This is a genomic window from Alkalibacillus salilacus (assembly GCF_030812915.1).
Classification (GTDB): domain Bacteria; phylum Bacillota; class Bacilli; order Bacillales; family Alkalibacillaceae; genus Alkalibacillus; species Alkalibacillus salilacus.
This window is the reverse complement of the sequence record NZ_JAUSTQ010000008.1, coordinates 15,135-39,534: the sequence shown is the minus strand read 5'-3', so window position 1 is coordinate 39,534 and position 24,400 is coordinate 15,135. Positions and strand designations below refer to the sequence as shown.

General features: G+C 36.8%; 18 protein-coding genes and 1 tRNA gene. 7 read left to right on the top strand and 12 right to left on the bottom strand.

What is annotated here, in order from left to right; all coding sequences use genetic code 11:
• Positions 1–144 precede the first annotated feature (144 nt).
• Entirely contained in the window at positions 145–2,631 is a 2,487-nt protein-coding gene (locus J2S77_RS10015; RefSeq protein WP_306976955.1) for a S8 family serine peptidase, read from the top strand.
• Positions 2,632–2,952: 321 nt separating this feature from the next.
• Here the strand turns inward: J2S77_RS10015 and J2S77_RS10010 are convergent, their stop codons facing one another.
• The 3 genes from J2S77_RS10010 to J2S77_RS10000 are packed head-to-tail and all read right to left on the bottom strand — an operon-like array spanning position 2,953 to position 4,296.
• A complete protein-coding gene (locus J2S77_RS10010) occupies positions 2,953–3,210 on the bottom strand; it encodes a GIY-YIG nuclease family protein (RefSeq protein WP_370871821.1) in 258 nt (85 codons plus the stop codon).
• On the bottom strand, positions 3,210–4,076 hold the full coding sequence (locus J2S77_RS10005) for a gamma-glutamylcyclotransferase family protein (protein WP_306976953.1): 867 nt from the start codon (positions 4,074–4,076) through the stop codon (positions 3,210–3,212). Before J2S77_RS10005 ends, J2S77_RS10010 begins: the two co-directional genes overlap by 1 nt.
• Positions 4,077–4,104: 28 nt before the next feature.
• Positions 4,105–4,296, bottom strand: a complete 192-nt coding sequence (locus J2S77_RS10000) for a hypothetical protein (protein WP_306976951.1) — start codon at positions 4,294–4,296, stop codon at positions 4,105–4,107.
• A 99-nt stretch (positions 4,297–4,395) separates the two neighbouring features.
• Here J2S77_RS10000 and J2S77_RS09995 point away from each other — a divergent pair.
• A tRNA-Val gene (locus tag J2S77_RS09995) sits at positions 4,396–4,467 on the top strand.
• A gap of 137 nt (positions 4,468–4,604) precedes the next feature.
• On the opposite strand, the gene J2S77_RS09990 is transcribed toward J2S77_RS09995, so the two are convergent.
• Positions 4,605–5,114, bottom strand: a complete 510-nt coding sequence (locus J2S77_RS09990; RefSeq protein WP_306976949.1) for a YfiT family bacillithiol transferase — start codon at positions 5,112–5,114, stop codon at positions 4,605–4,607.
• 143 nt (positions 5,115–5,257) lie between these two features.
• Between J2S77_RS09990 and J2S77_RS09985 the strand changes: the two genes are divergently transcribed.
• Together J2S77_RS09985 and J2S77_RS09980 are read left to right on the top strand one after the other, a co-directional pair.
• Positions 5,258–9,055, top strand: coding sequence for a PDDEXK-like endonuclease domain-containing protein (locus J2S77_RS09985; protein ID WP_503128500.1), 3,798 nt, complete (start codon positions 5,258–5,260; stop codon positions 9,053–9,055).
• Positions 9,056–9,152: 97 nt separating this feature from the next.
• Positions 9,153–9,881 (top strand): M48 family metallopeptidase, encoded by a 729-nt coding sequence (locus J2S77_RS09980; RefSeq protein WP_306976945.1) that lies wholly within the window; start codon positions 9,153–9,155, stop codon positions 9,879–9,881.
• 46 nt (positions 9,882–9,927) lie between these two features.
• On the opposite strand, the gene J2S77_RS09975 is transcribed toward J2S77_RS09980, so the two are convergent.
• The 5 genes from J2S77_RS09975 to J2S77_RS09955 form a co-directional block, all read right to left on the bottom strand.
• Positions 9,928–12,873, bottom strand: coding sequence for a type I restriction endonuclease subunit R (locus tag J2S77_RS09975; RefSeq protein WP_306976943.1), 2,946 nt, complete (start codon positions 12,871–12,873; stop codon positions 9,928–9,930).
• Positions 12,870–14,138: a restriction endonuclease subunit S gene (locus J2S77_RS09970; RefSeq protein WP_306976941.1), complete on the bottom strand. Its 1,269-nt coding sequence runs from the start codon at positions 14,136–14,138 to the stop codon at positions 12,870–12,872. The genes J2S77_RS09975 and J2S77_RS09970 overlap by 4 nt, the downstream gene beginning before the upstream one ends.
• Positions 14,128–15,612 (bottom strand): type I restriction-modification system subunit M, encoded by a 1,485-nt coding sequence (locus J2S77_RS09965; RefSeq protein WP_306976939.1) that lies wholly within the window; start codon positions 15,610–15,612, stop codon positions 14,128–14,130. Before J2S77_RS09965 ends, J2S77_RS09970 begins: the two co-directional genes overlap by 11 nt.
• A gap of 92 nt (positions 15,613–15,704) precedes the next feature.
• The gene (locus J2S77_RS09960) at positions 15,705–16,997 is read right to left on the bottom strand and encodes a hypothetical protein (protein WP_306976938.1); all 1,293 of its coding nucleotides are present in this window, start codon (positions 16,995–16,997) and stop codon (positions 15,705–15,707) included.
• Positions 16,994–18,799 (bottom strand): AAA family ATPase, encoded by a 1,806-nt coding sequence (locus J2S77_RS09955; RefSeq protein ID WP_306976936.1) that lies wholly within the window; start codon positions 18,797–18,799, stop codon positions 16,994–16,996. The genes J2S77_RS09960 and J2S77_RS09955 overlap by 4 nt, the downstream gene beginning before the upstream one ends.
• A 464-nt stretch (positions 18,800–19,263) precedes the next feature.
• Here J2S77_RS09955 and J2S77_RS09950 point away from each other — a divergent pair, with 464 nt between their 5' ends.
• Positions 19,264–19,557, top strand: coding sequence for a hypothetical protein (locus tag J2S77_RS09950; protein WP_306976934.1), 294 nt, complete (start codon positions 19,264–19,266; stop codon positions 19,555–19,557).
• A gap of 24 nt (positions 19,558–19,581) precedes the next feature.
• Entirely contained in the window at positions 19,582–20,025 is a 444-nt protein-coding gene (locus tag J2S77_RS09945; protein ID WP_306976932.1) for a YrvL family regulatory protein, read from the top strand.
• Positions 20,026–20,242: 217 nt separating this feature from the next.
• Here J2S77_RS09945 and J2S77_RS09940 read toward each other — a convergent pair whose 3' ends face one another.
• The gene (locus tag J2S77_RS09940; RefSeq protein ID WP_306976930.1) at positions 20,243–21,214 is read right to left on the bottom strand and encodes a DMT family transporter; all 972 of its coding nucleotides are present in this window, start codon (positions 21,212–21,214) and stop codon (positions 20,243–20,245) included.
• Positions 21,215–21,483: 269 nt separating this feature from the next.
• Positions 21,484–22,419, bottom strand: coding sequence for an InlB B-repeat-containing protein (locus J2S77_RS09935; RefSeq protein WP_306976928.1), 936 nt, complete (start codon positions 22,417–22,419; stop codon positions 21,484–21,486).
• Positions 22,420–22,586: 167 nt separating this feature from the next.
• Here J2S77_RS09935 and J2S77_RS09930 point away from each other — a divergent pair, with 167 nt between their 5' ends.
• The gene (locus tag J2S77_RS09930) at positions 22,587–23,654 is read left to right on the top strand and encodes an SLAC1 family transporter (RefSeq protein ID WP_306976927.1); all 1,068 of its coding nucleotides are present in this window, start codon (positions 22,587–22,589) and stop codon (positions 23,652–23,654) included.
• 27 nt (positions 23,655–23,681) lie between these two features.
• On the opposite strand, the gene J2S77_RS09925 is transcribed toward J2S77_RS09930, so the two are convergent.
• Positions 23,682–24,263 (bottom strand): hypothetical protein, encoded by a 582-nt coding sequence (locus J2S77_RS09925; RefSeq protein ID WP_306976925.1) that lies wholly within the window; start codon positions 24,261–24,263, stop codon positions 23,682–23,684.
• Positions 24,264–24,400: the final 137 nt, after the last annotated feature.

The window sequence follows — 24,400 nt, the reverse complement described above, 5'->3', positions numbered from 1 at the left end:
TTCCCACTCATACAAATGCTAAAACATCATTTATTCGAATCTTCTAAATATTAGTTATATAGTCGCAAGGGAATTTAATTGCGATTATGGAAAAGTTAAGTTGTGCGCCAAATGGCGAAACAAATATTCTTAGGAGGGAATTGAATGTCGAGAAGGTCACACAAGTTTTTATTAGGGGTTACTGCCTTTTTACTCGCTCTCAGTGTATTCATTATGTCTACAGATTATGCTGAGGCAAAGGGCAAAGGTAAAAGCAAAGGTCAAAATAAACATCAAGACACAAGTGAAGCAAGTGGTGAATTACAAAAGACTGGAACAATTCACGGTGAGTTTGATTATGAGTCTGACGAGCTCGTTACGGTTATTATTGAGATGACCTCTCCTTCTGTTTTAGAAGGTAAACATCAAAATACATCCGTTGATCGTGATGCATTAAAAGAAGAACGAGATAGTGTTATTGAGCGCATCCAATCAATCTCAGAATCAAGTGAGGTTAACCGTGAATATGATTACGTATTTAGTGGTTTTTCACTTGAAGTTAAACAAAGTGATATCAGAGCAATCGCTTCTGTTAACGGAGTTGAAGCTGTTTACCCGAACGTCAAACACGAAGTAACAAAAGTTGATGAACAATCGTTTAGCCAAGAAGAAGTATCACCTGAAATGATTGATACCGCCCCACATATTGGTGCGCCAGATGTATGGGAAGACCTTGGTTACACAGGTGAAGGTGTGACAGTCGGAGTCATTGACACAGGTGTCGATTACACACACCCAGATTTAGATCATGCCTTTGGTGATTATAAAGGGTATGACTTTGTTGACCAAGATCAGGACCCACAAGAGACACAACCTGAACAAGGTGAGGTCACCAATCATGGTTCACACGTGGCAGGTACAATTGCTGCTAACGGAGTCATTCAAGGTGTTGCTCCTGAAGTTGACCTACTTGGTTACCGAGTATTAGGCCCTGGTGGTAGTGGTGCGACTGATAACGTGATCGCAGGGATTGAACGTGCTGTTGAAGATGGCGTAGATGTTATGAACTTATCATTAGGTAATACAAATAATGACCCAGACTTCGCGACAGCACTTGCACTCGATAATGCTATGCAAGACGGAGTGGTTGCCGTTTCTTCAAATGGTAATAGCGGGCCAAATGATTGGACAGTAGGCTCACCAGGTACAAGTCGTGAAGCTATTTCTGTTGGTGCAAGTGAATTGCCATATATGTTGTATAATGTAGGAATCGATGTAAATGGATTAAGTGCTGATAGTGCAGATGTTATGGGTACACCTTCATCTGAAGCACTTCAAGCGTTAAATGAAGGCGATTATGAATTAGCGCAAGCTGGATTAGGTTCAGCTGACGAAGTGGCTGAAGTTGACCTAGAAGGGAAAATAGCTTTAGTCGAACGAGGTGAATACCCATTCGTTGATAAGGCTGAAAACGTTGCCGCAGCAGGTGCGGTAGGTATGGTCATCTATAACAATGAAGAAGGTACTCAACCACGTGTTGGTGACATGGCAATTCCAACAATTAAAATGTCTCAGGCTGACGGAGCGGCTTTGGTTGACTCAGTAGAAGCTGGAGACAACACGGTCACTTTTAATATTGAAGAAGATGGCTTATCTGGAGAGACAATTGCAGATTTCTCTTCACGTGGTCCTGTAACAGATTCTTGGATGATTAAACCTGATGTCAGTGCACCAGGTGTAAATGTCATTAGTACTGTTCCAACACATAATGATGCGGCACCACATGCCTATGCCGCGATGTCAGGTACAAGTATGGCAGCCCCCCATGTCGCAGGTGCAGCAGCATTAGTTGTTCAAGCAAATGAAGACTGGGATGTTGATGAAGTGAAAGGTGCTTTAATGAACACAGCAGAACCACTAGAAGATTTAAGTGGTGAACGCTATCCGAACAATACCCAAGGTGCTGGTAGTATCCGTATTCCTGAAGCGATTACGACAGATACACTGATGGCACCAGGTTCATATTCTTTCGGTACTTTTGAAAAAGACAATGGTAAAGAAGTTGAACGTCAACATTTTGAAATCGAAAACTTATCCAACGAGCGTAAACGCTACGATATGGACGTGACTTTATTTGATGGCAACGATCACATCAAAGTGAATACGAGCAATAACTTAAATGTTAAAGCTGGCGGTACACAAAAAGTAAACATGAACGTTCAAGTCGATGCTGGAAAACTTGATGGCGGATATTATGAGGGATTAATTACATTGAAAGACAATGACGAAACGATCGAAATCCCTACTGTCCTATTCGTCCAAGATCCATATGATGTATTTGAAATTGACGATCTCATGGCTCAAGGAGATTTTACTTTAGACCAAGGGATTTTCGATGTCACACTTGGATTCAATTATGATATTGAGTACGTCGATTTTGCGATTTACGATTCTGGCTTATCAGCTGGAGCTGTCATTGCTCAAGCTGGTGCTCATGATGCGGGCGAGAACAACTTCACAATTGATGCGAGTCCAATCTTGCCTCAATTGCCTGCCATCCTACCTTCTGATGGTTATAACTTCGTCGTCTTTGTTGGCAAAGGAGATAAAGAAGAAGGTTGGGTACTAGGTGAATTTGATTTAGAAGAATAAACGGTTAATGAAAGCATTGGGGCGGGGCCCCAATGCTTTTTATTTTGATCACTCGTCTAATTATTAAATAAATCCTTTCATTTTTGAAATAATCATCTCTATTTATGAGATAATCCTAGCTATTTGTGAGACAATCATCTCAATTTGTGAAATAACAACCACCATTTGTGAGATAACTCCTACCATTTGTGAGATAATCAACCTCATTGGAAGATAAACCCAATCAATTATGAGATCATTTGTATAAATGAACTCATAATAACCCAAAGTTATTTAAAAGATTAATTGTATCCATAAAAAAAGAACCTGCACATTACAGGTTCACTCTACATTCATCACGGCAGTGCGAATCATCTCTTCCTTCGCCTGCTTATGTAATTGTTTAATCGCTGCTTCTCGCCGCATAGCTTCAGACTTCGTTTCAAACGATTCCTGATACACTAATTCAACCGGTCGCTTGGCCCGAGTATACTTTGCCGCTTCACCCGCCTGATGTTTAGCAACTCGCGCCTCGACATCATTCGTATACCCTGTATATAAAGACCCATCACAGCAACGCAATATATAAATAAAAAACATCATAATTCCCCTTCTTCACTCGTCGCATCAGATTGTCGTAATAAAGCTGCTCGTTCGTGCACTTTTGCCAAATAAGCTGAGCTAACATCTGGTGAAGCACCGCGTAAAATTTCCCGTAGGTAATGATCTGGTGGTGCTAACTCTTCTTGTTTATCAATCACGATAAACGTCAACATAGGTAGCAACTCACCGTTAAACTCGACATCCACTACAGCTGGACGGTACCTGCCCACATTCACACCTTCACGTTGATACAAATAATCTATCGCGCTCATCGTAACCTGATAGACAATCCCTTCAACCATATCATCAGCTTCAACAATATCTGCTCGTCCCCCGTCTGGTAATTGAGTGGTAAATTGCAACTCAAAACTACTTAGACGACCTAGCCCCATTCGCTTAAACTCAGATAACACACCAGCCTGTTCAATTCTTTCCGTATCCATACAAGATCCGTAAGCAAAATAATAAGGCACAGATTGATTAAGAATAGACTCTAATCGCCAATCACCTGATGCAATTGTGGACCATTCCTTGACTTGGTTAGCTGTCATATAATATGTATATGCATTTAAGAAGCCATGACCTGTCTTCACCTCGACCTGAACACGTTCATAATAGGGATCCTGTTTCGGCTCATCCCCTTCAAGCGCATTAATTTTTATCAGCGTTTCCTCAGATACTTCATACACCTCACCATATACCCAAGAGGAGTCATCGAGTACAATCGCAGGAAAATCTGATTCAGTATCCACCATTCTTCCAAGAATCGAAGCTTGATAGGCTACTAATTTTTCTCCGGCTATTATTCTGTGATTCCGTTCACCATAACGAAGCGTACCATAAACAAACACGTACGTCCCCATAATAACCTCCCCTATTCTTAACTCAAGCCTACTGTTTTTTCATTTCTTTCATTAAGGTGAAAACACGCTTACTATATATATAAACCATAACGCCTAGTCCGACAACGAAAAGCGCCGATAATCCGATCCAAACAAAATTTAAATACTGCGGAAATAGATAAGCTAAAACACCAATCACAGCTAAACCAATTAATAAAGAAGTTAAAATTCGCGGTAACATAAAATTTTGCCTCCAACTATTCAAAAAGTGTTGACATTCATATTATAAGCTATTATATTAGTACTTGTCGACAAAACGTCGGTGACAATTCAACAACAAGACTCCGTAGCTCAGTGGGAGAGCACTTGCTTGACAGGCAAGGGGTCGCTGGTTCGAATCCAGCCGGAGTCACTAGGCAAATGCGTCCAACTGATTCAATCGGTTGGGCGTATTTTTTATATCTATGAAAAACCGGCCATCAAGTAGATAGCCGGTTTCATAATAACTTAGAGAATTTTAAGCGGTATCGAAATTAACTATGAAGTCACTTAATTTGATAACGCAATCTTAATATGTTCTAAATGATGCTCCTCATGCCACGACAACTTCGCCAGTTTGGTCGCAACAGAAATTTTACCTTCATCCGCACGGGTGAACACCCTAGTTAATTCTTCCTCTTTTAAACTAGTTCCTAATGCAACAATCCGTTCGTTAATCCCTTCTAACATTTTTATCGAACTTTCAATAGGTAGCTTGCTGTCTGGCAGTACCACCCATTTGTTCTGATCAAAAGTTGAAACAGTCGGGTTATCTTCCTTCAACGCCATTTTCAAACGTTGATACATAATCAACTGTGAGTCAGCTATATGATGCACTAACTGACGTACGCTATAACTACCATCACGGTACGTTTTCTTTAAATCCGAATCATTTAACCCGTCTACTGTTGCTCTTAACCTGTTCGTATAAGTCTCAATATCTTTCATCCATTCATGGATATGATCTAACGTTATAGTTTCTGGCAATTCTAATTGACCAATTGGGAATTTGACGTTCATGTGTAGCCTCCTTTGGGGTCTTACAAATATTTAACCTTTTAGTAATTTTAACATAACCTGCTTATATGTTTGAAATTTAAAACTAGTCTTAATCAGGATTTGATACCTATTTACAATCTTTTTGTTAATAAGACAAATCATGTATAATTAACTATAAACATTCAATTTTCAAGGAGAGAAAAAGAATGAAAAATAAATTAATGGATCTGAGAGATAAATTAAATAACATTAGTAAAAGTAACAGATCTATACGTCTTTTAAAAAACTATAATAAATCCACATTTGACTTATATGAACTAAATAAAATAGAAGGTGAACCTGAAAAGATCCTCAACAACTTATTAAATAATTACACTGAAACAATATTAAAAGTTAAACAGGACAATATAACTACTCAAAACCTTTCCAACAAGTTAACGAGTCTATATAGAAATGTCAATTCTATTGAAGAAGAAACAGGCCAATATGATTTATACCTTGGCTACCCTTTTATTGAAGGTAGTCTGTTCGATCATACATATATTCGCGGACCATTATTTCTATATCCAATTAAATTAACCAGAGTTAAAAAGACTAATATCCAGTGGAAAATCGAAACGAATACAGAAGATTATCCTCAATTAAACAGAACGCTCTTTCTAGCGCTTCAAAAAATCAACGAAATGTATTTTGATGAAGATTTCTTTCAAAACGGAGAAGAAATAGCAAAGAATGCTGATATTGAAGAAATTTTGGAATGGTTACAGACTCACGGATTCAATATTTCAAATAATATCCAAGAAAATTTGATGGAAATAACCAATTATAATAAAGATGAAATTCCAGAGTTCAATAAAAATAGCTATAGATTGAATAATCAAGCTGCAATTGGTTTGTTTTCTCAAGGCGATTCTGCAGTACTAAAGGATTATGATGATTTTTTAAAGTTACTCGAAGATGGTGAGGATTTAGGAATTGTAGATGACTTCCTTAATCTGAATACAATTGAACATAGTAGTTCTCTGCTTAATTCAGAAGAAACGAATAATTATAATGAAAAAGTCGAAAAAGAAAAAGGAAAATCATTAGTCTTAGATACTGACGCCTCGCAAGAACAAATCATTGAAAATTTACAGACCGGTAAAGGTATGGTAGTAGACGGGCCACCAGGAACAGGTAAGTCACAAGTTATAACAAATATTATTTCAAACGCAATGTCCAAAGGTGAAAAAGTAATGCTTGTGACACAAAAACGCGCAGCATTAGATGTTGTATACCAGAGGTTAGATTCGCTAAATTTAACTGCCAATGTTGCGTTATTACATGATGAGAAAAATGACAGACCACAATTATATAGTAAAATCAATAATGCACTTAATAGAGTTCAAATGGTGGATGAAGTTGAAGAAGAGCATGAAAACATTTCTAACCGAATCGTAGCAATTGAACGCGAAATGGATGATGTTAGCAAAGCTTTATTCACCCCACAACATCATGGATATAGAGCATTAGATTTATATAGCGAAAGCACACCGAACAAAGATGTCGATAAAGTTTTAGATTTGAAAGGTCATTTATCAAATATCCATAAAAACAATCTTAAAGATGTATTAGATGATATTGAAATTTACGCTAATTATTATGATTCTTATGGAACTAATAATCCGTTACATGATAGAAAACCTTTCAATCAAATGGAACTTACTGATAAGACAGAGCTTATTGAAACATTACAACATATAAAAGAAAACTCAAAAGATATATCAGATTTTCTAGATCACTTCAACGATGAAGAAATCACCCCTCAATATAGCATGGGGATCGATACCAAATTAGAAAAAGTATATGATGATTTAGATACTAATGAGGAAAAAACGTTACAAAAATTAAGGGTATGGCTTTGGACTAGCTTTACAGGAAAGACCATCATCGAAGATTTATTAGATGGTGAGAAATTCAAAGGTATGTCATCCAAAGAATGGCCAGCAATACGTGAAAAATTAACAATATTATATGATTTATCTCAAAAATCTCAAAACCTTCTCAATAACTTAGAAAGTTTAAGAAAATTCTTTGAAGATAACTCAATTGACTCTTATGCAAAAAGAATATCAAAAGGTGATATTCCCTTAAAGGATTTTGAGAACAAGTATGACTATGCAGTTGAGTATTTTGATCAATTACGTGAAATGGATACTTTTTATGACTCCGTTGGTACTGACACTCAGGCCATCATCGATTCATTAATCCATAAACATCCAGAACCAACTCATAAACTTGATAATGAATGGTCAGATTTAGCTGAACAATCAATATTTATTCATTGGATTGATGAGATTGAGTCAAAACACCCTGACATTTCAAAAGTTAGTAATGGTTCATATGAAAAACTTCGTCACAGGTTAGAAGAATTATTATCTCAAAAACAAGAATTAACTAGAAAATTAATACAAAACAAGCTAAATAAAAAAGTTGAAGAAGTAAACGATCACGATTATAAAGCAGTAAAAAGTATGCTACATCAAACTAATAAGAAAAGTAAGATTTGGAAAGTCCGTAGATTTGTCAATGAATTTTCTAATAATGGCCTAATTGATGTAATGCCTGTTTGGCTGGTATCACCAGAAGTCGCATCTGCTATATTCCCTTTACAAGAGAAGCTTTTTGACTTAGTTATATTTGACGAGGCATCTCAGTGTACCGTTGAAAATGGTTTACCAGCAATCTATAGAGGTAACAAAGTCGTAATTGCAGGTGATGAACAACAACTTCCTCCATCGACATTATTCAAGAGTTCTGTTGATCTCAATGACGAAGACGACGAAGAAGAAACAGATGATTTCCATGAATCAGAAAGTTTACTTAATCTAGGCAAAAGAATTTTACCAAATCGTATGCTTGAATGGCATTATCGTTCTAAATCTGAAGAACTTATTAATTTCTCTAACCATTCCTTTTATAATGGTGCCATGCAAATTGCACCAAATGTGAATCACATGCAAGAACCCGCCTCTATTCAATGGCATAAATCCCAAGGACAATGGATTAATCAGAGAAATAATACAGAAGCTGAAGATACAGTTAAATTATTAAAAGACTTATTAATTAAGGACCACAATAAGTCAATTGGGATTATTACATTTAACAAGAAACAACAGGAAACCATTGAAAACTTAATTGATAATTATAATGAAGAGGACCCAGAATTCAGCGCTGTTTATAACGAAGTCATGAAACGTGACCTTGATGATAGAATCTTTGTAAAAAATATTGAGAATGTTCAAGGTGATGAACGTGATATTATTATATTCTCAATAGCGTATGCCAAAAACAAAGACGGTAAAGTTCATAATCGGTTTGGTACTTTAGGTCAAAAAGGCGGAGAAAACAGATTAAATGTAGCCGTTACAAGAGCCAAAGAAGCCATTCATGTTGTGGCTAGTATTGAACCAAGTGAACTCGATGTTAGTAATACTAAAAATATCGGACCAAAATTATTTAAATACTATCTCACTTATGCTAAAGAAGTGTCTGAACTGCAAAAAGAAAATGTTGAAAATGTATTAACTCAAGTTAATACTGAACGTAATACACAGATACAAGATTCTCCTCTGCACTTTGATTCAGGTTTTGAAGAACAAGTCTACGAAAAGTTTAGACAAATCGGTTATCAAGTGGATACACAAGTTGGTATGTCAAGCTATCGAATAGATTTAGCCATTGTTGATCCAAATGATTCAAGTCGATATGTATTAGGAGTCGAGTGTGATGGTGCTATGTATCATAGCTCTCCTTCTGCTAGAGCGCGTGATATTTATAGACAACGCTATTTAGAGTCACAAGGATGGCATATAGAAAGAATATGGAGTAGAAATTGGTGGAAAGATCCAAATAGTGAAATTGAACGAATTGATCAAAAGATAAAGTCTTTAAGCAGAGAAAAAACTAAGAAAAGTGTTTAATGCTTCCAGCGCAAACAGGGTTTGCGCTGGTTTTTTATTTCAAAATTGCCCTCCCTCCAACTTCATAGTAAAATACCATTAGAAAGAGGGAATCCAAATGCCGACCATACAGTATGGAACAACATCAATTGATTATTGCCATTACATAGAGGATCGTAAAGATGTACGCGTCTCGGTTGATCTAATTAACGGGGTTGAAGTGTACACACCTGAGCATCTCGAACAAACCAAACTCGATGAGATATTGAAAAAGAAAGCACGTTGGATTAGTGAGAAATTAGAAGCACTTGATGAAGTAAAAGCTGTCACTCAACCGAAAGAAATGGTTAGTGGTGAGAAGTTACCTTATTTAGGGCGAAATTATCGCATTAAAATTTACAAAGATTCAGTTCAATCAGCTTCACTTAAATTAAAACAAGGGCGATTTGTGGCTATTGTCCCTGATTACTGGACGCAAGAAATGATTCAACAACAACTCGATCAACACTTTAAGACTTGGTATCGTGAACACGGGCTAAAAAAAATGCTCGATCGCAAACACCATTATGAATCCCTGCTTGGCGTTGAATCACGTTCGTTTCAGTTACGGACGCAGCATAAACGTTGGGGAACGTGCACACCAAATGGTGATATTTATATTAACTGGCGACTTGCGATGGCCCCGGTTCATGTTATTGATTATGTGATCGTCCATGAACTTGCTCACTTAATTGTAGCTGAGCATAACGATCAGTTTTGGAAAATCGTTAAATCGACATTACCAGATTACGAAGCCTCAAAAGAATGGTTACGCGTTCACGGGACTGAACTTCATACGATTGACTAAAGTAAAAGGCATACCACCTGACACAGTGGTATGCCTTTTATATGACTTACTTTTTATAATGCACCTCACCTAGTTCAATCAATCGGCGAGCAATGCTTTCAACTTGTCCATTCGGGATTGCTGTCGGTCGTAAATGTTTTTTTAGGACTTTACGCATTTCGCGTTTGACGTCTTCTTTATCTGTCCAATCAATGACAGCGTGGTCTTGAATGATCTCTGTTACGATTTCAGTTAAATCTTTGACGCTTTCTTGTTCTGCTTCGCTTGGCAATTCTTGTTCTAACAATTGATAGAATGGTAATTGTTCAGGGCTAGCTAAGCCATATTGTTGACTCTCTTCATCCATGTTTATTAATTCTTCACGAAATGCATGGAGTTCTTCTAGTAATTCTTCAATCGTCATCTGTCGTTCTTTACGTTTCTCAATCAACTCTTCAAGGCGCTCTTTTATGGATGTATACTTAACGGGGTTCTCATCTAACTTCACACGGATTTCGTGTTTGATCGCGTGTTCCATTTCAGCTGCTTTCGCTTCAGGTGATTTCAGTTCATCCAGTTTTTCATCGAATTGATTCGTTAAAATGTTGACTGGTTCCACTAACACTTCAGGTGTTGACGCGTAAACATATTCCTCAATTAATTCGCGTACTTTACCACCACAATCAGAAATATCCATCGCCCCATCATCCACATGATAACGAGATTTAGCTAATTTACGGACTTTTCCAAGCCATTTCAAATCATCAACATACGGTTTCGCTCGTGGACTTGGCATAATCATATCCATGCTTTCGGAAAATTTCTTAAACGCCGTATCGAATTTATTACGAACATCTTCTGGCTCTAGCACTTTAATGCAAGCTTCATAATCTTCTTTGTTAATATAGTCAAAGAAACGCATCGCCTGACGGTGACGTTGTTCAAGTCGTGGCATCTCTTCATCGACATGATGCATGGCGCCTTTAACGTCTTCCTCATGGAAAATACCTAGTGCTTCTTCTAAAAATTTCGATACACCATAGTAATCAACAATCAATCCATGACTTTTCTTATCATATGTCCGATTGGTACGAGCGATAGCTTGGAGCAAGTTGTGTTCTTTTAACGGCTTGTCTAAATACATCACTTGTTCAATCGGTGCATCGAAGCCAGTTAACAACTTATCGCAAACGATTAGGAAAGCTAAAGGATCATCATCGAGTGGTTTCTTAAATCGTTCGATAAGTTGTTTTTCTTCTGTACGTGTTAACGCATACTGTCTCATTTCCTCTGGGTCGTTATGGCCTCCTGAAATAATGACAGCTGACTCATAATCACTTAACTCATCTAATAGTTTCTTATATTCAACCGCCGCTTCACGTGAGACAGAGACAATTTGTGCCTTAAACCCATTCGGTTCAATATATTGCTCATAATGCTCAATCATATCCAACACAACATGACGCAGACGCTTAGGTGAAGCTGTGAGTGCTTCTTCCGTGACGTATTTCTGTTTAATGCGTTCTTTATCTTCATCCGAATAATCACGGAAAAATCGTTCGAATAACGTATCAATCGATTCTCCTTGCACATGCAAATCGACAAGTCTTGCTTCATAATAAATCGGGACTGTCGCTCCATCTTCTACTGCTTTTTCGATTGGATATTTATCAATATACGTACCAAATGTGCGTACTGTACTTTTATCTTCTTTATCAATCGGTGTACCCGTAAAGCCAATATACGTCGCGTTCGGTAACCCAACACGCATATTCATCGCAAGGGAGCTGTACTGCGAACGGTGGGACTCATCGACTAACACAATTACATTCTCTGAAGACGTTAACAATGGATAATCCTTTTCATCGTCTGTCTGGAACTTCTGGACAAGCGTCATAACAGTCGCACCTGGTCCTTGTTGTAATAACGTTTGGAGTTCATCAACCGATTCGGCTTGTTGTGGATTCGGGAAGCCACAACTACGAAATGTATTGGTAATTTGTTGGTCTAAGTCTTGTCGGTCTGTGACGACCACAATTACGGGGTTTCCTAGTTCAGCATGCCGTCTTAGTTTCATCGATAAGAAAACCATCGATAATGACTTACCAGAACCTTGTGTCGCCCAAACAATACCACCACGTTCTTGCGGGTGTTCACCATTTAAAATACGCTCAGCCGCTTTATTCACGGCACGGTACTGTTGGTAACGGCCCATCTTCTTAATAACGCGGCCACCTTCTTGTTCATAAACAACAAAGTTCAAAATTAAATCAAACAATCGTTTCTTATCTAATATACCCGTCGTTAAAATATCTTGTGGTGTCGGATTATCACCAACATCCTCAACAGATAACGGATACGGCTCTTTCCACGATGCATAATGTTGCACTTTCGCACCAATTGTCCCAACACGAGCGCGATCATTACTTGTCGCGATCATAAACTGGTTGTAGTAAAACAAGGGCTCATGTTGTTGCTGGTAACGTCTTAACTGTTTAACCCCTTGCCCGATTTGGTCCTCAGGTGGAAGCGTAGGACTTTTACATTCGATTACGACAAGTGGAAGTCCATTCACATATACCATAATGTCAGGACGAATCGTTTCATTCGCATACGTATAACTAAATTGGTTCGTGATCAAAAAATCATTATTCTCAATATCATTAAAGTCAATTATTTGCACCGTTTGGTTTTTTAGTCCACTGCCGAGATCTTGTTTGACTGACAAATGATTAATTAGCAGTTCATGGAAGTGTTGATTCGCATCCATTAGACTCGTCCCGTCTATATGCGAAATTTCACGCATGACTTTATTTAAATTATTGTCATTCAACCACGGGTTAAACCGTTTGAGTGCCTCACGCAAACGTCCTTTTAAAATAATCTCTAACGTCGATGAACGCTCTTGATCTAGTTCCGGTCCATGAACGTACGTGTAGCCAAGCTTCTGAAGTTGTTTAATCATTCGATTTTCAACAATCGTTTCTTCATTCCAAGCTTGCGCGTCACTCATGACGGAACCTCCTCGTCTTCATTGATGGGTACACGGACTTTACCTGTTAGGAGTTGTTGCATCAGGCCTTGTTTAATATTAGTTAGTTTTGACAATTTTTTCTGCTCAATTTCTTTTTTATACTCTATTGCGTTGATTCTATCACTTATTTCCTGTTGCTCTTCAATACTTGGTACTGGAATTAATATTTCAAAAAAGTCTTTCACACCTACATTAAGTAACCCATGACTTCTTCCACCTTCAGGGGCAATATTATATACTTGTCTATTCCATAAACCAGAATCAAAGTAATGTTTATAAAATGATTGCAAATAAGGCTGTTTTAGCCTAAAGCATATATATAGAGTTGAAACTACACCGTTATCATATTTATCTAACATTTTAATTGCACCCAATGGATAACCATTTGAATAACTTTTATTATAAGCAAAATCTCCTTTTTCAAGATAAATATAGTTTGAAAGGTTTTTAGAAGAGACGCTTTTATTAAAATAGTCAAGTTGGTTAACCAATCCTTTTTCTCCGGATATAGTTAACACATTTTGGTTATTGTTATAATTTTTTGTTCGAATTCGATCAAAAACTTTATTAAACGATAATACTTGCCATGCTTCAGGAATAGAACCTATAGGACTGACTTTGAAATTATGGCTCCTAATTCCATTTATTAACAACTGTTGCATCAAACCCTTTTTCACTGTCTCGGTTTCTTCGATAATTTCTTTCGTTTTATCGATTGCTTTATCGACTGATGAAAGGATTGCTGCAATTTTTTGTTGTTCATCTAATGGGGGAATATAAACATGAATTGATTCAATTTGTTTAGGGCTTATATTGGGCTGTGCCCCTCCAATTGCATCAATTTTTATTACATTTTGAAAATAACTGGATTGAACAACAAATCTTAAGTAATCTTGGATCATAAAATTATCTTTCTTTATTTTAAATACACCTACACGTTGATTTAATAACAAAGGAAGGTTTTCTTTTTTTATAATTCCTGTTTTCCCAGTTGTTGCTCCTGACATAGCAATCACAACATTGCTTTCTTTCAATAAATAAGAACTGTATGTTTTGGCAATTTCATCATCAATATAAGCAATACCATCTAATTCAATACCATTATTCCTAATATTCGCTATTCTTAACAAAGGAATACCGTTATCCTTAAAATCTCTACTTTTAAATGCATTTCCACCTTGTAATTTAACGTAATTACCTAACTTATCGAATGTCCATCCATGTTGGGTTTTTTCACTCATCATACCCCAACTCCTTCAAATACCCATACATCTTACTTTCGATCTCATCACGTTCTTGCTCTAGCCTCTTCATTTCAGCAACAGCTGCCTGAACATCGATTTCTTCCTCTTCTTCAGTTGAATCGATGTAACGGGCAATGTTTAAGTTGTAGTCATTTTCCTTAATTTCATCTAATTCCACAACGCGACAATATTTCTCCTGTTCTTCCCAAGCATCATAAGCATCTACGATTTGTTTAATGTCTTCATCACGTAATACATTTTGGTTTATTGCTTCTTGGTAGTTTTTCGATCCATCTAAGATGAACACATTCCCTTGGTTTTCAGTTGATTTATTTCGATTCAAAATTAAGATACACGCTGGAATGCCTGTGCCGTAAAATAGGTTTTCTGGAAGACCGATAATCGCCTCGACCAAGTCTTCTTTTAAAAGACCTTCACGAATTTTGCCTTCTGCTCCACCACGGAATAAGACTCCGTGAGGCATGACGACACCTGCTTTACCTTGATGGTTTAAGGTCGAAATCATGTGTTGCACAAAGGCATAATCTCCTGCATTTTTTGGTGGAGTACCAAAGCGGAAACGACCATATTCGTCGCCTTCCGCTTCTTCACGTCCCCAGTTTTTAAGTGAAAACGGCGGATTGGCAATCACGCGGTCGTATAATAATAACTCTTTATCATCACCAACTAATTGTGGATCACGAATCGTATCACCACGAACGATGTGGTGGTCACTTAAACCATGTAATAATAGGTTCATTTTACAAATGGCCCATGTATTTAAGTTTTTCTCTTGGCCGTGTAACGTTATATTACGTGCGTCACCACCTTGAGATTTAATATAATCAACCGACTGTACAAGCATACCGCCTGATCCAACTGTTGGATCACAGACGCGCATACCTTCTTCTGGTTTGATTAAATTGACAATCAGTTCAACGACTTTATTTGGCGTGTAGAATTCGCCGCCTTTTTTACCAGCATCATCGGCAAATTGTTTAATTAAGTACTCATATGCACGGCCTAACATATCGGGTTCTGATAAATTATTATTACTTAAATCAATTTTCGAGAAATGCTGAATCAATTGCATTAGTAGCGAGTCCGGTAGTTTATCTTTATCATTAAAGTCGATATTCGCTAACACGTTTTGTAGCGACGTGTTTTCTTCTTCTAACGCTTCGAACGCTTTGTTGATGGTATTTCCAATATCATGTGTCTGTATTTGGATATGAGACCAACGCGCACGTTCTGGCACGAAGAATTGGTGCTCATCTGGGTCTTCCCAACCATGGTCACTATCTTCTTCTATTTCAATTTCTTTCGCTGTCTCAACAAACACATCACTTAGTCGTTTCAGAAATAACATACCAAATATGTAGTTCTTATAATCGGATGAATCAATACTTCCACGCAGTATATTCGCCGACTCCCATAAATGGTTTTCGAGTTCTTGTAGTGTTAATTTGCTCATGACGTAACCTCCAAATATTGCTATGTGCTATATTTAATATATCAAAATCTGATTCGTAAAGGTAGATTTCTCATTGTCTTTACAAGAATTGCTTATAAACTCCATTTCGCTAATCCTATTTCGTCATCATTTAATACGAGTAGTTTAATATGATCTGTCTCTCTTTTTGACGTTTGGGTTTGGCGCAGGCACAACAATCCATTAACTTCAATTTCATCACGTATATATTCATTCTTGTGATTTTTGACAAAATGCATATAATCATTCAATTCTGCCAAGCCTTTTCTAGCATATTTATCATCTGAAGTGTTTTTAACTTCACCAATCGTTAGTGATACCAGTTCCTGAGTGCTTTTGTCTATCTTCTCAATAATAAAATCTGGTCTTCCTTCCCACACACTAGAAGATTCCTTTTGAATATTAAAGAAAAATTGGTCTAGCTGTTTTTGATTTTTATAAGACTGACATCTTTGCTGTAAATACGGGTTAGATGAATTTGCTATTTCATCTTCTTTAACGTTAAAACGTATATCTTGTGATCCAGATGAATTATGATACAGTTTATAGAAATAGTCAGGATCATCCCAAGATGCTACTAAATTTTGTGATTTATCCATGATATAGAGTTTAACCATATTCGGTTGTTGTTTAATCATTTGAACCACCCAGTACAATTCAAATAAAACGTCTCGATTATCAGGCGTGATCAAGGTTTGTTCAAACAAATGAACTAGATCAGACTCATTATATTGTCCACGCATAAGTTTACGATAGTGCTCCAAAAGTTTTGCAGCCTTTTGGTAAAGTGGATTACGGTGACGAAGTGTTTGCTGAATCATGCGATCTGTAACAGAGTCGCCGTTAACTCGTTGGATGTATATGTTTTTTCTTAATGCTTTTGAGACACTCATCTGTAACGATTCCGAATCATTAAACCAATTCGAACTTTTTAAGTTTGATATAAAGTCATTCCGCACTAATAAATCATCTAACACCATTAGTATTTGTTTCAGGATTTGGTTTTCTGTTGTGTTATAGGATTTCACACTTTCATTTGTTGTAAAGATGGTCTGATCTTGATAGTTTCGTGCTAATCTTTCTCTGATCGTCTCACTAAAATCAATCTCTCCACGAACTTCTCCATAATATGTTTCTTTTGTATATGTTGTGGTCGTCTTCATCCGTTTTAATAGCGACGGTAATTGTTGGACAAACCTGTTTGTCTCAGGTAATAATAAAAATCGCAGTTTTAGTAAATCATTAAAATTGGCAATGTTAAGGCTTGTTTTTGATAAAACTGAATCAATATTAATTTGACCTGACTTTAGATAACCAACTAGATAACTAGATATCTCATCCAATAACTGTCTATCTGTTAACGTCATTCGAATGCCCCTTCACCGAAGAAGTCATTAGCAAAGTTCAGTAGGTAAGTATCATTAATCACGACATCAGTTTTCTCTTGTAATTGTTTAATGAATTCTTTAATCCGACTTAATGGCAATCCTTCAAATTGTGGTAACACATACATCATAATAGGTTGTGCAAAATCGTCATTTTCTTCTGTATGACGCGCAATGTCCTCAATAATAGCTGGTCCTATCTTCCGGTATTGATTAATTAACATCCAAATATTTTTAAGGGTTTCGATATTAGGATAATCTTCCATCCCCCAAATCGATAAATATTCTTTAATTAACTTATTATTGATATCTTTAGGCGCACCAATTGAAATAAAGGCAAAACGGCGCATAAACGCATAACTCATTTCATATAACGACGACTTATCAATGGTATTCATCGTCGCAATAATTCGCCAATCATCAGGCATGACATATTCGTTTTCTTGAATGTCCTGAATCTTTTCGCCCTTTTGTGGTGTGATATCGATTAACTCTCCGTTATCAGCTGCATAAGGTAAGACAACATCATCACCTGTTAAAACCGAAAAAAGTGAACCGAACGCTTTATCAATATCTGCACGGTTAATTTCATCAATGATGAACCATTTATTATGAGGTTCATTCGTTTTTCGATCCTTGAAACATTTTAAAAACAGTCCATCATCGAAATAAAGTTTACCGTTTTGGTTAGGTTTATAGCCACCGATCGTATCGTAAGTTGACCAATTTGATGATGCAGTCGCCATCATAGGTTTAACATTATATGCCTCACAGATTGAACTCGCTAACTTAGATTTCCCAGTACCAGGTGGTCCAGTTAGGATAATATGCTTGCCATTTTTCAATGCTGATGAAACTTGTTCAATCAGTAAGTCTTTCTCTTCAAATACTAAACCAAGATCTTGTAGCTCAACTTCAAAATTCACATTTAGATGATCGCGATCAATTGATGGCTCTTCACCAGGACCATCAGATTTAATATCACCTTTCCATTCCTGTCTGATTTCAGGATGATCGTAAAAATCTATATCCTCACCATATTTCTCATTAAGTTTCTCTCGAATTTGAAGTAATTGATAATCCATGTCATGATAGTCATTCTCAATTATCATATAATCAAACGTATTTTTCACTTTTTTCTTGTGTCCCCAGCTCACCATTCTTTCAAAGTAATCGGGGTGTAATAAATGGAGAATAACATGTTGCATTTGTAGCTGTTTACCAAACCTTTGACGTATATCATCTACAAACTGCTTTAGTTTCCAAGGTTGGTTCAGAATATTTTCACGTTCTTCAATTGGCATATCCTTTAATTGCTTAACAATTGAATTAAGAAAAGAAATTTCATGATATCTGTTTGAATTATAACCTGACCCAGGTGAACCAAGGCCTCCATTTAAAGCTTCTAAAATTGGCCAAGAACGATCAAACTCAATCCCCTTCCACGAAGCAATCTTCTCTAATTTATTGATTTTAGTCTTATATGTATTTGAGCGTTTAGAGGGAAACAAATAATATATGTACATCAACTCAATCAAGAATTTATAAACAGATTCAACTTCGTTCTCTAATTGATTCTCTAATTTAATATCAAAGGTTTCACCAGAACTATCAGGACTGTCAACGAAAATTGACTTAAACCTACGAATATTATCTTGCGTCCAAACAGCTTCTCCTTCCCAAATCAGTGAGCCTTCATTCAATAGACAATTTTCTTTCCACTTCTTCATCGCATCATATATTGCTTTACGATCATCCTTCTTTTCAAAATAATATTTAGCCATCTAAACAAATTCATCCTCTCTCTAAATCTTTTTTACCATCTAAACACTATTTTACAGAATCTTTCAACAAACGAAAAGGATTTAGGAAGTTTAATCTACTATCATAACAATCCCACACATCACTATACAGTAATGTGTGGGATTCCATTTGAAGACCGACCAATTTTATTTTTATTGTAATACGCTCTCGTCTGCCCTCCGATCACCAAGTGATTTCGCTATCAACTGCTCGATTGGTGCGCACCTTTTTCTCCGCACGCTTTGTATTATAGCGTGTTGAATTTTTATTGCAATTTAGGAAATGAACGGTTTAAGCACAAAAAATGAGCTTTTCTATCATTTAAACCAATAATGTTTCCTGAATATCGTCCGATATTGAATAAATAAGGAAAACGTTAGAACAGGAATTCCAATCCTGTTTAGTTTATGATAAGTTGGTATTTAAGTTCCGTTGGAGGATTATTATGAGACACTGGCGGACATTTTTCTTGATACTGGGCATGATAGCTTTATTGATTATTTTTTCCGTATCAGCCTTATATTCATTGTTTGTTGTCAATCAAATCGCGATTTTACCGTTATCTGATTGTCGACCATTGTTCATATTCACGCCTGAAACAGTCGAATATTGTAGTGAGATTTATTTGATGGATGCTATTCTATTATCTTTTCGTTATCCCACCACCTATTTAGCACTCTTGGCAGCAGGCGGTTTCATTTATATGCTTATCCAGTTATTTAGACGTCAAAACGACTAAGACTTTATAGAGGAGTCAAAGGATATGGGGGATCATTCAAAGCAATTTAAACGAATTGGCTCATGGCTCGGAATGGGTTTATTTGTCACCATTATTTTAAGTTTGGTTGTTGGCGTTTATTTTTTAACGATGGCTGGTGCTTTCGAGCTTCTTGGGGTGCAGTATCATTCAGTTTGGGGGTTAATTGGATTTGTAGCAGGCTACTTCTTGTTAGGGTTTATTTTAGATCTATTCTTTAATCCTTTAGCTGCTATATTATCTGCACGTACAGAGAGCCGATCCTTACCATCTTTCATAACGATCGGATTAGATGTGGTATCAAATGGATTGAGTTTATCCATGATGAATTTAATAATGAGTTCAGTAGTTCTAACGGAGGTTGCAATGCTGATCTTGGCAGTTGCGATCGCATTCATTGAATTTCTATTAGATAAAGACCGTCACGCTAAATCCTCTTCTTATTTATAGAATTGATTTGATCAAATGTTCATCTAGACTAACCTTCCTTTTTATTTTTGAGATAAATTCGTTCATTAATGCTTTTATTTATTAAATAAATTAAGGTGCGCTCTCAATTTATGAGATAACTAGCCGAATTAATGAAATAAATTCGGCTAGTTTTGAAATAAATTCGAGGAATTATTTCAAAAAATCAAAACTTCAACGCACACAAAAAACCCTCATGTTACCATGAGGGTTTTTCGGTCATATGATGCGTTTCCGTTGGCCATTGTTCCTTTTGGCCACGCATTTTTCGGAACTTGTATTTTTTCAATTTTTTCAGTGAAAATACCGTTAAGAATAACGATATGAACAGTAATCCAAACCCTAATAGCTGATAGCCAGTTAAGGCTTCATTGAACACGATGACACTCACTGAAATGGCGATGATAATTTCTACGGATGATAGGATTGTTGCTTTGCTTGATTCGATATAAGCAAGGCCTGTTGTATAAAGCAAATAGGCCACAACAGTTGATATAACAACGATTCCTAAGATGTTAAGCCACACATCACCATTTGCAAAAGCAGACGCATTTTGCCAAATACCACTTGTCGGGATTAAAAACGCCGACCCTCCAGCCATCGCGTAAAAGGTAATGGTAAACGGATGATACCAACGACTGACGTTTTTACCGAGCAAGCTATACGTTGAACAGAAAAAGCCTGCTAACAGTCCAAATAAGATGGTTTGCAATGTTAAAGCAAAATCTCCTAAAGGTAGGAATTCAATCGCAAACGCACTTCCTAAAATCGTTAACGAGATCGCAACGAGTTTTTGCTTGGTTAGTGCTTCTTGGAATAAGACTCTGGCAATAATCGCTGCAAACACTGGTGATGAGTACACGAATACGACTGCAACTGCAAGCGTTGCTAGGTCCATTACTTGGAAATAAAACCAATTGAAAAAAGCGATACTGAATACGCCTAGTGCGATAAAATAAGGTAGGTCTTTTAGTCGGATTTTAAGATAACTGCGTGCTAGAATGGCTAACATAACTAGTAGGATCAAGCTGGAAAATGTCAAGCGTAGAGTAACAACTTGCCAAGGTGTAAAACCTGCGGCGTACAAATTTTGCACGAATAATCCGGTTAGACCCCAAAAAGCTGCCCCCAAGATTACCATGCTGTAGGCAATAACGTGATTCATTCTCATCGTTAAACCCTCCCTCTTCTCTGTCTGTCGGTTCAGGTAAAACTACTAAGATGTATGTTGTGTTGTATTACTTCGAGCACTTAAATCTTACAACGCTGAGCGATTATTATCAACCATTTTGATGTGAAAAATCAGAAACTTTTTCTATATAGTTTTAAAACTGTCACAATGGCTTTCAAAGCTTTTAATCATAATATAATTCTCATTAAATTTAGTTGCAAAAGAAGTGCTTTATCAAAAAAATAACACGATCTCGTCATGAGACCGTGTTATTCTTGTTCAAATTCTCCTGATTCTAGACTCAATCTTGCTTCAATTCGGTTTCCAACCTGACCGATTGCATCGATATAGACCGATTCTTGATCGTCTTCCCATTCAATCGTATTAACGTTTAACAGCTCGGCTTCGCTTATCGTTGAGAAATCAGCTGTAACAATATTATTCCCATCTTCAAGGGAATCGATAAAAGCCTGTTGGTTTGATGGAGCTTCATTGACAGTCGTGTAAACATAGTAATTCCCTTCTGGTGACCAAACGATGCCTTCACGTGATGAAACCACTTGATTGGTCACATTAGTAAACTGAATCTCTTCATTCTCTAAATCAATGTACCCTACCACTGTATAGGAAAAGACATCACCTGATGTGAACACAGTAACTGCAATCTTATCCTCATTCGGTGACAATCCTTCATGCCTTATAAACAACTGATTAACGTCAGGATGTTCTTCAATTACCTCAGCGAATTGATCATCCCATAAATCAGGAGCATTTGATGATTCCCAAACTTGATCAAGAGATTGCTGTAGTTGCGACTTTTCAATCGAAAAAGTTTCATCTTTAAATTCAACCTTTTCTACAGTTTCTAATGCCATTGCAGTGCCTTCATCAAGTGTGTGTTCCACGGCAATATCTTCGACTGTTTCTTCCAAAGAAGCTTGTAGTTCAACGTCTTGATCAACTTCGAAACGATATTCTAAATCTGAACTAACCTCCTCTCCTTCTTCACTCCATCCAGTAAACTCATAACCATCCTCAGGTTGAAGTGATACGACAGCCTCTTCACCAGATTCATATAGGCCTGTGCCAGTAACTTCTGCTGCATTTTCTGGTTGAATATCAACACTGACTTCATATTCCTGTTTAGAACAACCAATTAATAACATGACTAACATTATATGTATTACGATAATCGGCCTTAGCACAGTTCTCACCTCGTTTTAGTTTAGTTAAATCATAACTCGAAAAATTTTAAAATTAAACCTTTACGCATTAATTTTTTGACCATTTTGTAAAAACTTTTAACCTTTTTAATCTAGAATAGTTTGATATAATAATTTTGGTAACTGAAAAAGCGAAAGAAGTGTTCACCATGAATGTATTCTTGACAGTCATACTTTTCTTAGTTGTATGGTTCATATTTCACAATAAAATAATTCGCCTACAATCAGATCCAACAGCATCGGGGGCAATCGTCATGGGGATCGGTGTATTTTTGTATGGCATTCTGTTATTCTTCGACGTGAGTTTATGGCTACGTCATTTATTTGTAGTCACCATGGTCCTCTTATGGATTCTTACAGCCCTATCAATTACAAAGTCAATAATCCATAAACAGTTTATTCAAGCTCATCTGTCGGACCCAATTGGTAGCTTTGCAGTTGGTACGTGGATTGCAGGCACTTCTATTGTATGTAATGTCATTGTATTATGGCTGTCGGATTGGAAATTAGTCGTTATTCCGCTTGCATTGTTTAATACCGTTATGTGGGGTGGCTATGTTGGTCTAGTCATGAGGCAATTCACTCGCATTTGGCGAGAAAAACATTTCTATAAAGTTCATGGTATTCTCTTTTTGAGCACGGTTAGTACACAATCCATCGTCGTTATGTATACACATTTAATACCTGACATTTGGCCTATTGTCCTAAGCCAAGCATTAATTGTGATTGGCCTTGTGTTTTATATGCTTTCCTTTTTGATGATGATTTATAAATATAAACGAAATAAACCATTAAATATTGCTGATCAATGGTCGAATACTAATTGCATTATACATGGAGCTATGTCTATTTCTGGAGTTGCTGTTTTCATTAGTGGTGCATTTCCTAGTTATGTAGTCGTCATGATGTGGGTATGGGCTCTGCTCTGGTTCTTCATCGTAGAAGCTATTGAACTAATTCGAATTCACGAACGTTATAAACAGTATGGTCTAGTTAAAGGGCTTGGCCAATATCATGTCAGCCAGTGGGCTCGGAACTTCACATTTGGCATGCTTTACGTTTTAACTTCATTGGTTGAATTAGATGGTCTGTTGGCAAACATTCAGAGCGTACTGATTCAAACTTTGCCATGGATGCTGGTGATATTGTTGGTTATTGAGACCAGCTTATTATTTAATCATTCCATAAAAATGACAGATCATCGCCCAGTGGCCTAAGCTTTGATTCGACTTACAGAAGTTAGATTATATTCCTCGAAATAATTGTTTAAAATTAATCCATTTCGTTAAATAGAGATCATCCATTAAGAGTGTTGTTGCAGTCGATTGGAATGGTTCGAATTCCTCTCTAGGAAGTTTATAGGTTACCTGATCTCCCTTGCGGTGGTTAACGCCATGATTCGTCTTGGGCTCTAGTGCGACTTGCGATTCATCTGATATTAATTTAATCTTAGCGAAGTTTTCAGTATTTTCATCAGGTCCCTGGTCGGCTACTGATATAATTTCTGCTGAGTTAGATCCATACGTGCCACGGGATTCGAATGTAAAAGTAATTTGATCATCGCCTTGTTTAATGTTTTTTAACTGGAGGGTCAGATCATCATATAGGACTAATTGTTTGTCTAATTCGCCTATTTGAAGACCTTCTTTAAATGTAGTTTGAAACGTAGCGTCAAGTTCATTTGAGTAAGGTTTAACGTCTTCCTTTGTAATCACAAATTGCATGCCAGATACCCATGTACTGATGGTGCCAGTGATAAATAGAACAGCAATAATAAAACCGGTCACAACAATGAATCCTATGTACTTATCCCTCTTCTTCCCCATTTATATTCCACCTTTATGATTTGTTAGAGATAGTTTAACACGAATCAATAATCTCTTGAGGATCATGTAAGGATTATTTTCATTATATGCTGATCATTAATAAAAAATCGCCAATCATAGAATTGACGATTAATTTA

Excerpts from the sequence above, each read along its gene's own strand:
- J2S77_RS10015 (WP_306976955.1), top strand. The coding sequence starts at position 145 with ATGTCGAGAAGGTCACACAAGTTTTTATTAGGGGTTACTGCCTTTTTA.
- J2S77_RS10010 (WP_370871821.1), bottom strand. The coding sequence starts at position 3,210 with ATGTTTTTTATTTATATATTGCGTTGCTGTGATGGGTCTTTATATACA.
- J2S77_RS10005 (WP_306976953.1), bottom strand. The coding sequence starts at position 4,076 with ATGGGGACGTACGTGTTTGTTTATGGTACGCTTCGTTATGGTGAACGG.
- J2S77_RS10000 (WP_306976951.1), bottom strand. The coding sequence starts at position 4,296 with ATGTTACCGCGAATTTTAACTTCTTTATTAATTGGTTTAGCTGTGATT.
- J2S77_RS09990 (WP_306976949.1), bottom strand. The coding sequence starts at position 5,114 with ATGAACGTCAAATTCCCAATTGGTCAATTAGAATTGCCAGAAACTATA.
- J2S77_RS09980 (WP_306976945.1), top strand. The coding sequence starts at position 9,153 with ATGCCGACCATACAGTATGGAACAACATCAATTGATTATTGCCATTAC.
- J2S77_RS09975 (WP_306976943.1), bottom strand. The coding sequence starts at position 12,873 with ATGAGTGACGCGCAAGCTTGGAATGAAGAAACGATTGTTGAAAATCGA.
- J2S77_RS09970 (WP_306976941.1), bottom strand. The coding sequence starts at position 14,138 with ATGATGAGTGAAAAAACCCAACATGGATGGACATTCGATAAGTTAGGT.
- J2S77_RS09965 (WP_306976939.1), bottom strand. The coding sequence starts at position 15,612 with ATGAGCAAATTAACACTACAAGAACTCGAAAACCATTTATGGGAGTCG.
- J2S77_RS09960 (WP_306976938.1), bottom strand. The coding sequence starts at position 16,997 with ATGACGTTAACAGATAGACAGTTATTGGATGAGATATCTAGTTATCTA.
- J2S77_RS09955 (WP_306976936.1), bottom strand. The coding sequence starts at position 18,799 with ATGGCTAAATATTATTTTGAAAAGAAGGATGATCGTAAAGCAATATAT.
- J2S77_RS09950 (WP_306976934.1), top strand. The coding sequence starts at position 19,264 with ATGAGACACTGGCGGACATTTTTCTTGATACTGGGCATGATAGCTTTA.
- J2S77_RS09945 (WP_306976932.1), top strand. The coding sequence starts at position 19,582 with ATGGGGGATCATTCAAAGCAATTTAAACGAATTGGCTCATGGCTCGGA.
- J2S77_RS09940 (WP_306976930.1), bottom strand. The coding sequence starts at position 21,214 with ATGAGAATGAATCACGTTATTGCCTACAGCATGGTAATCTTGGGGGCA.
- J2S77_RS09930 (WP_306976927.1), top strand. The coding sequence starts at position 22,587 with ATGAATGTATTCTTGACAGTCATACTTTTCTTAGTTGTATGGTTCATA.
- J2S77_RS09925 (WP_306976925.1), bottom strand. The coding sequence starts at position 24,263 with ATGGGGAAGAAGAGGGATAAGTACATAGGATTCATTGTTGTGACCGGT.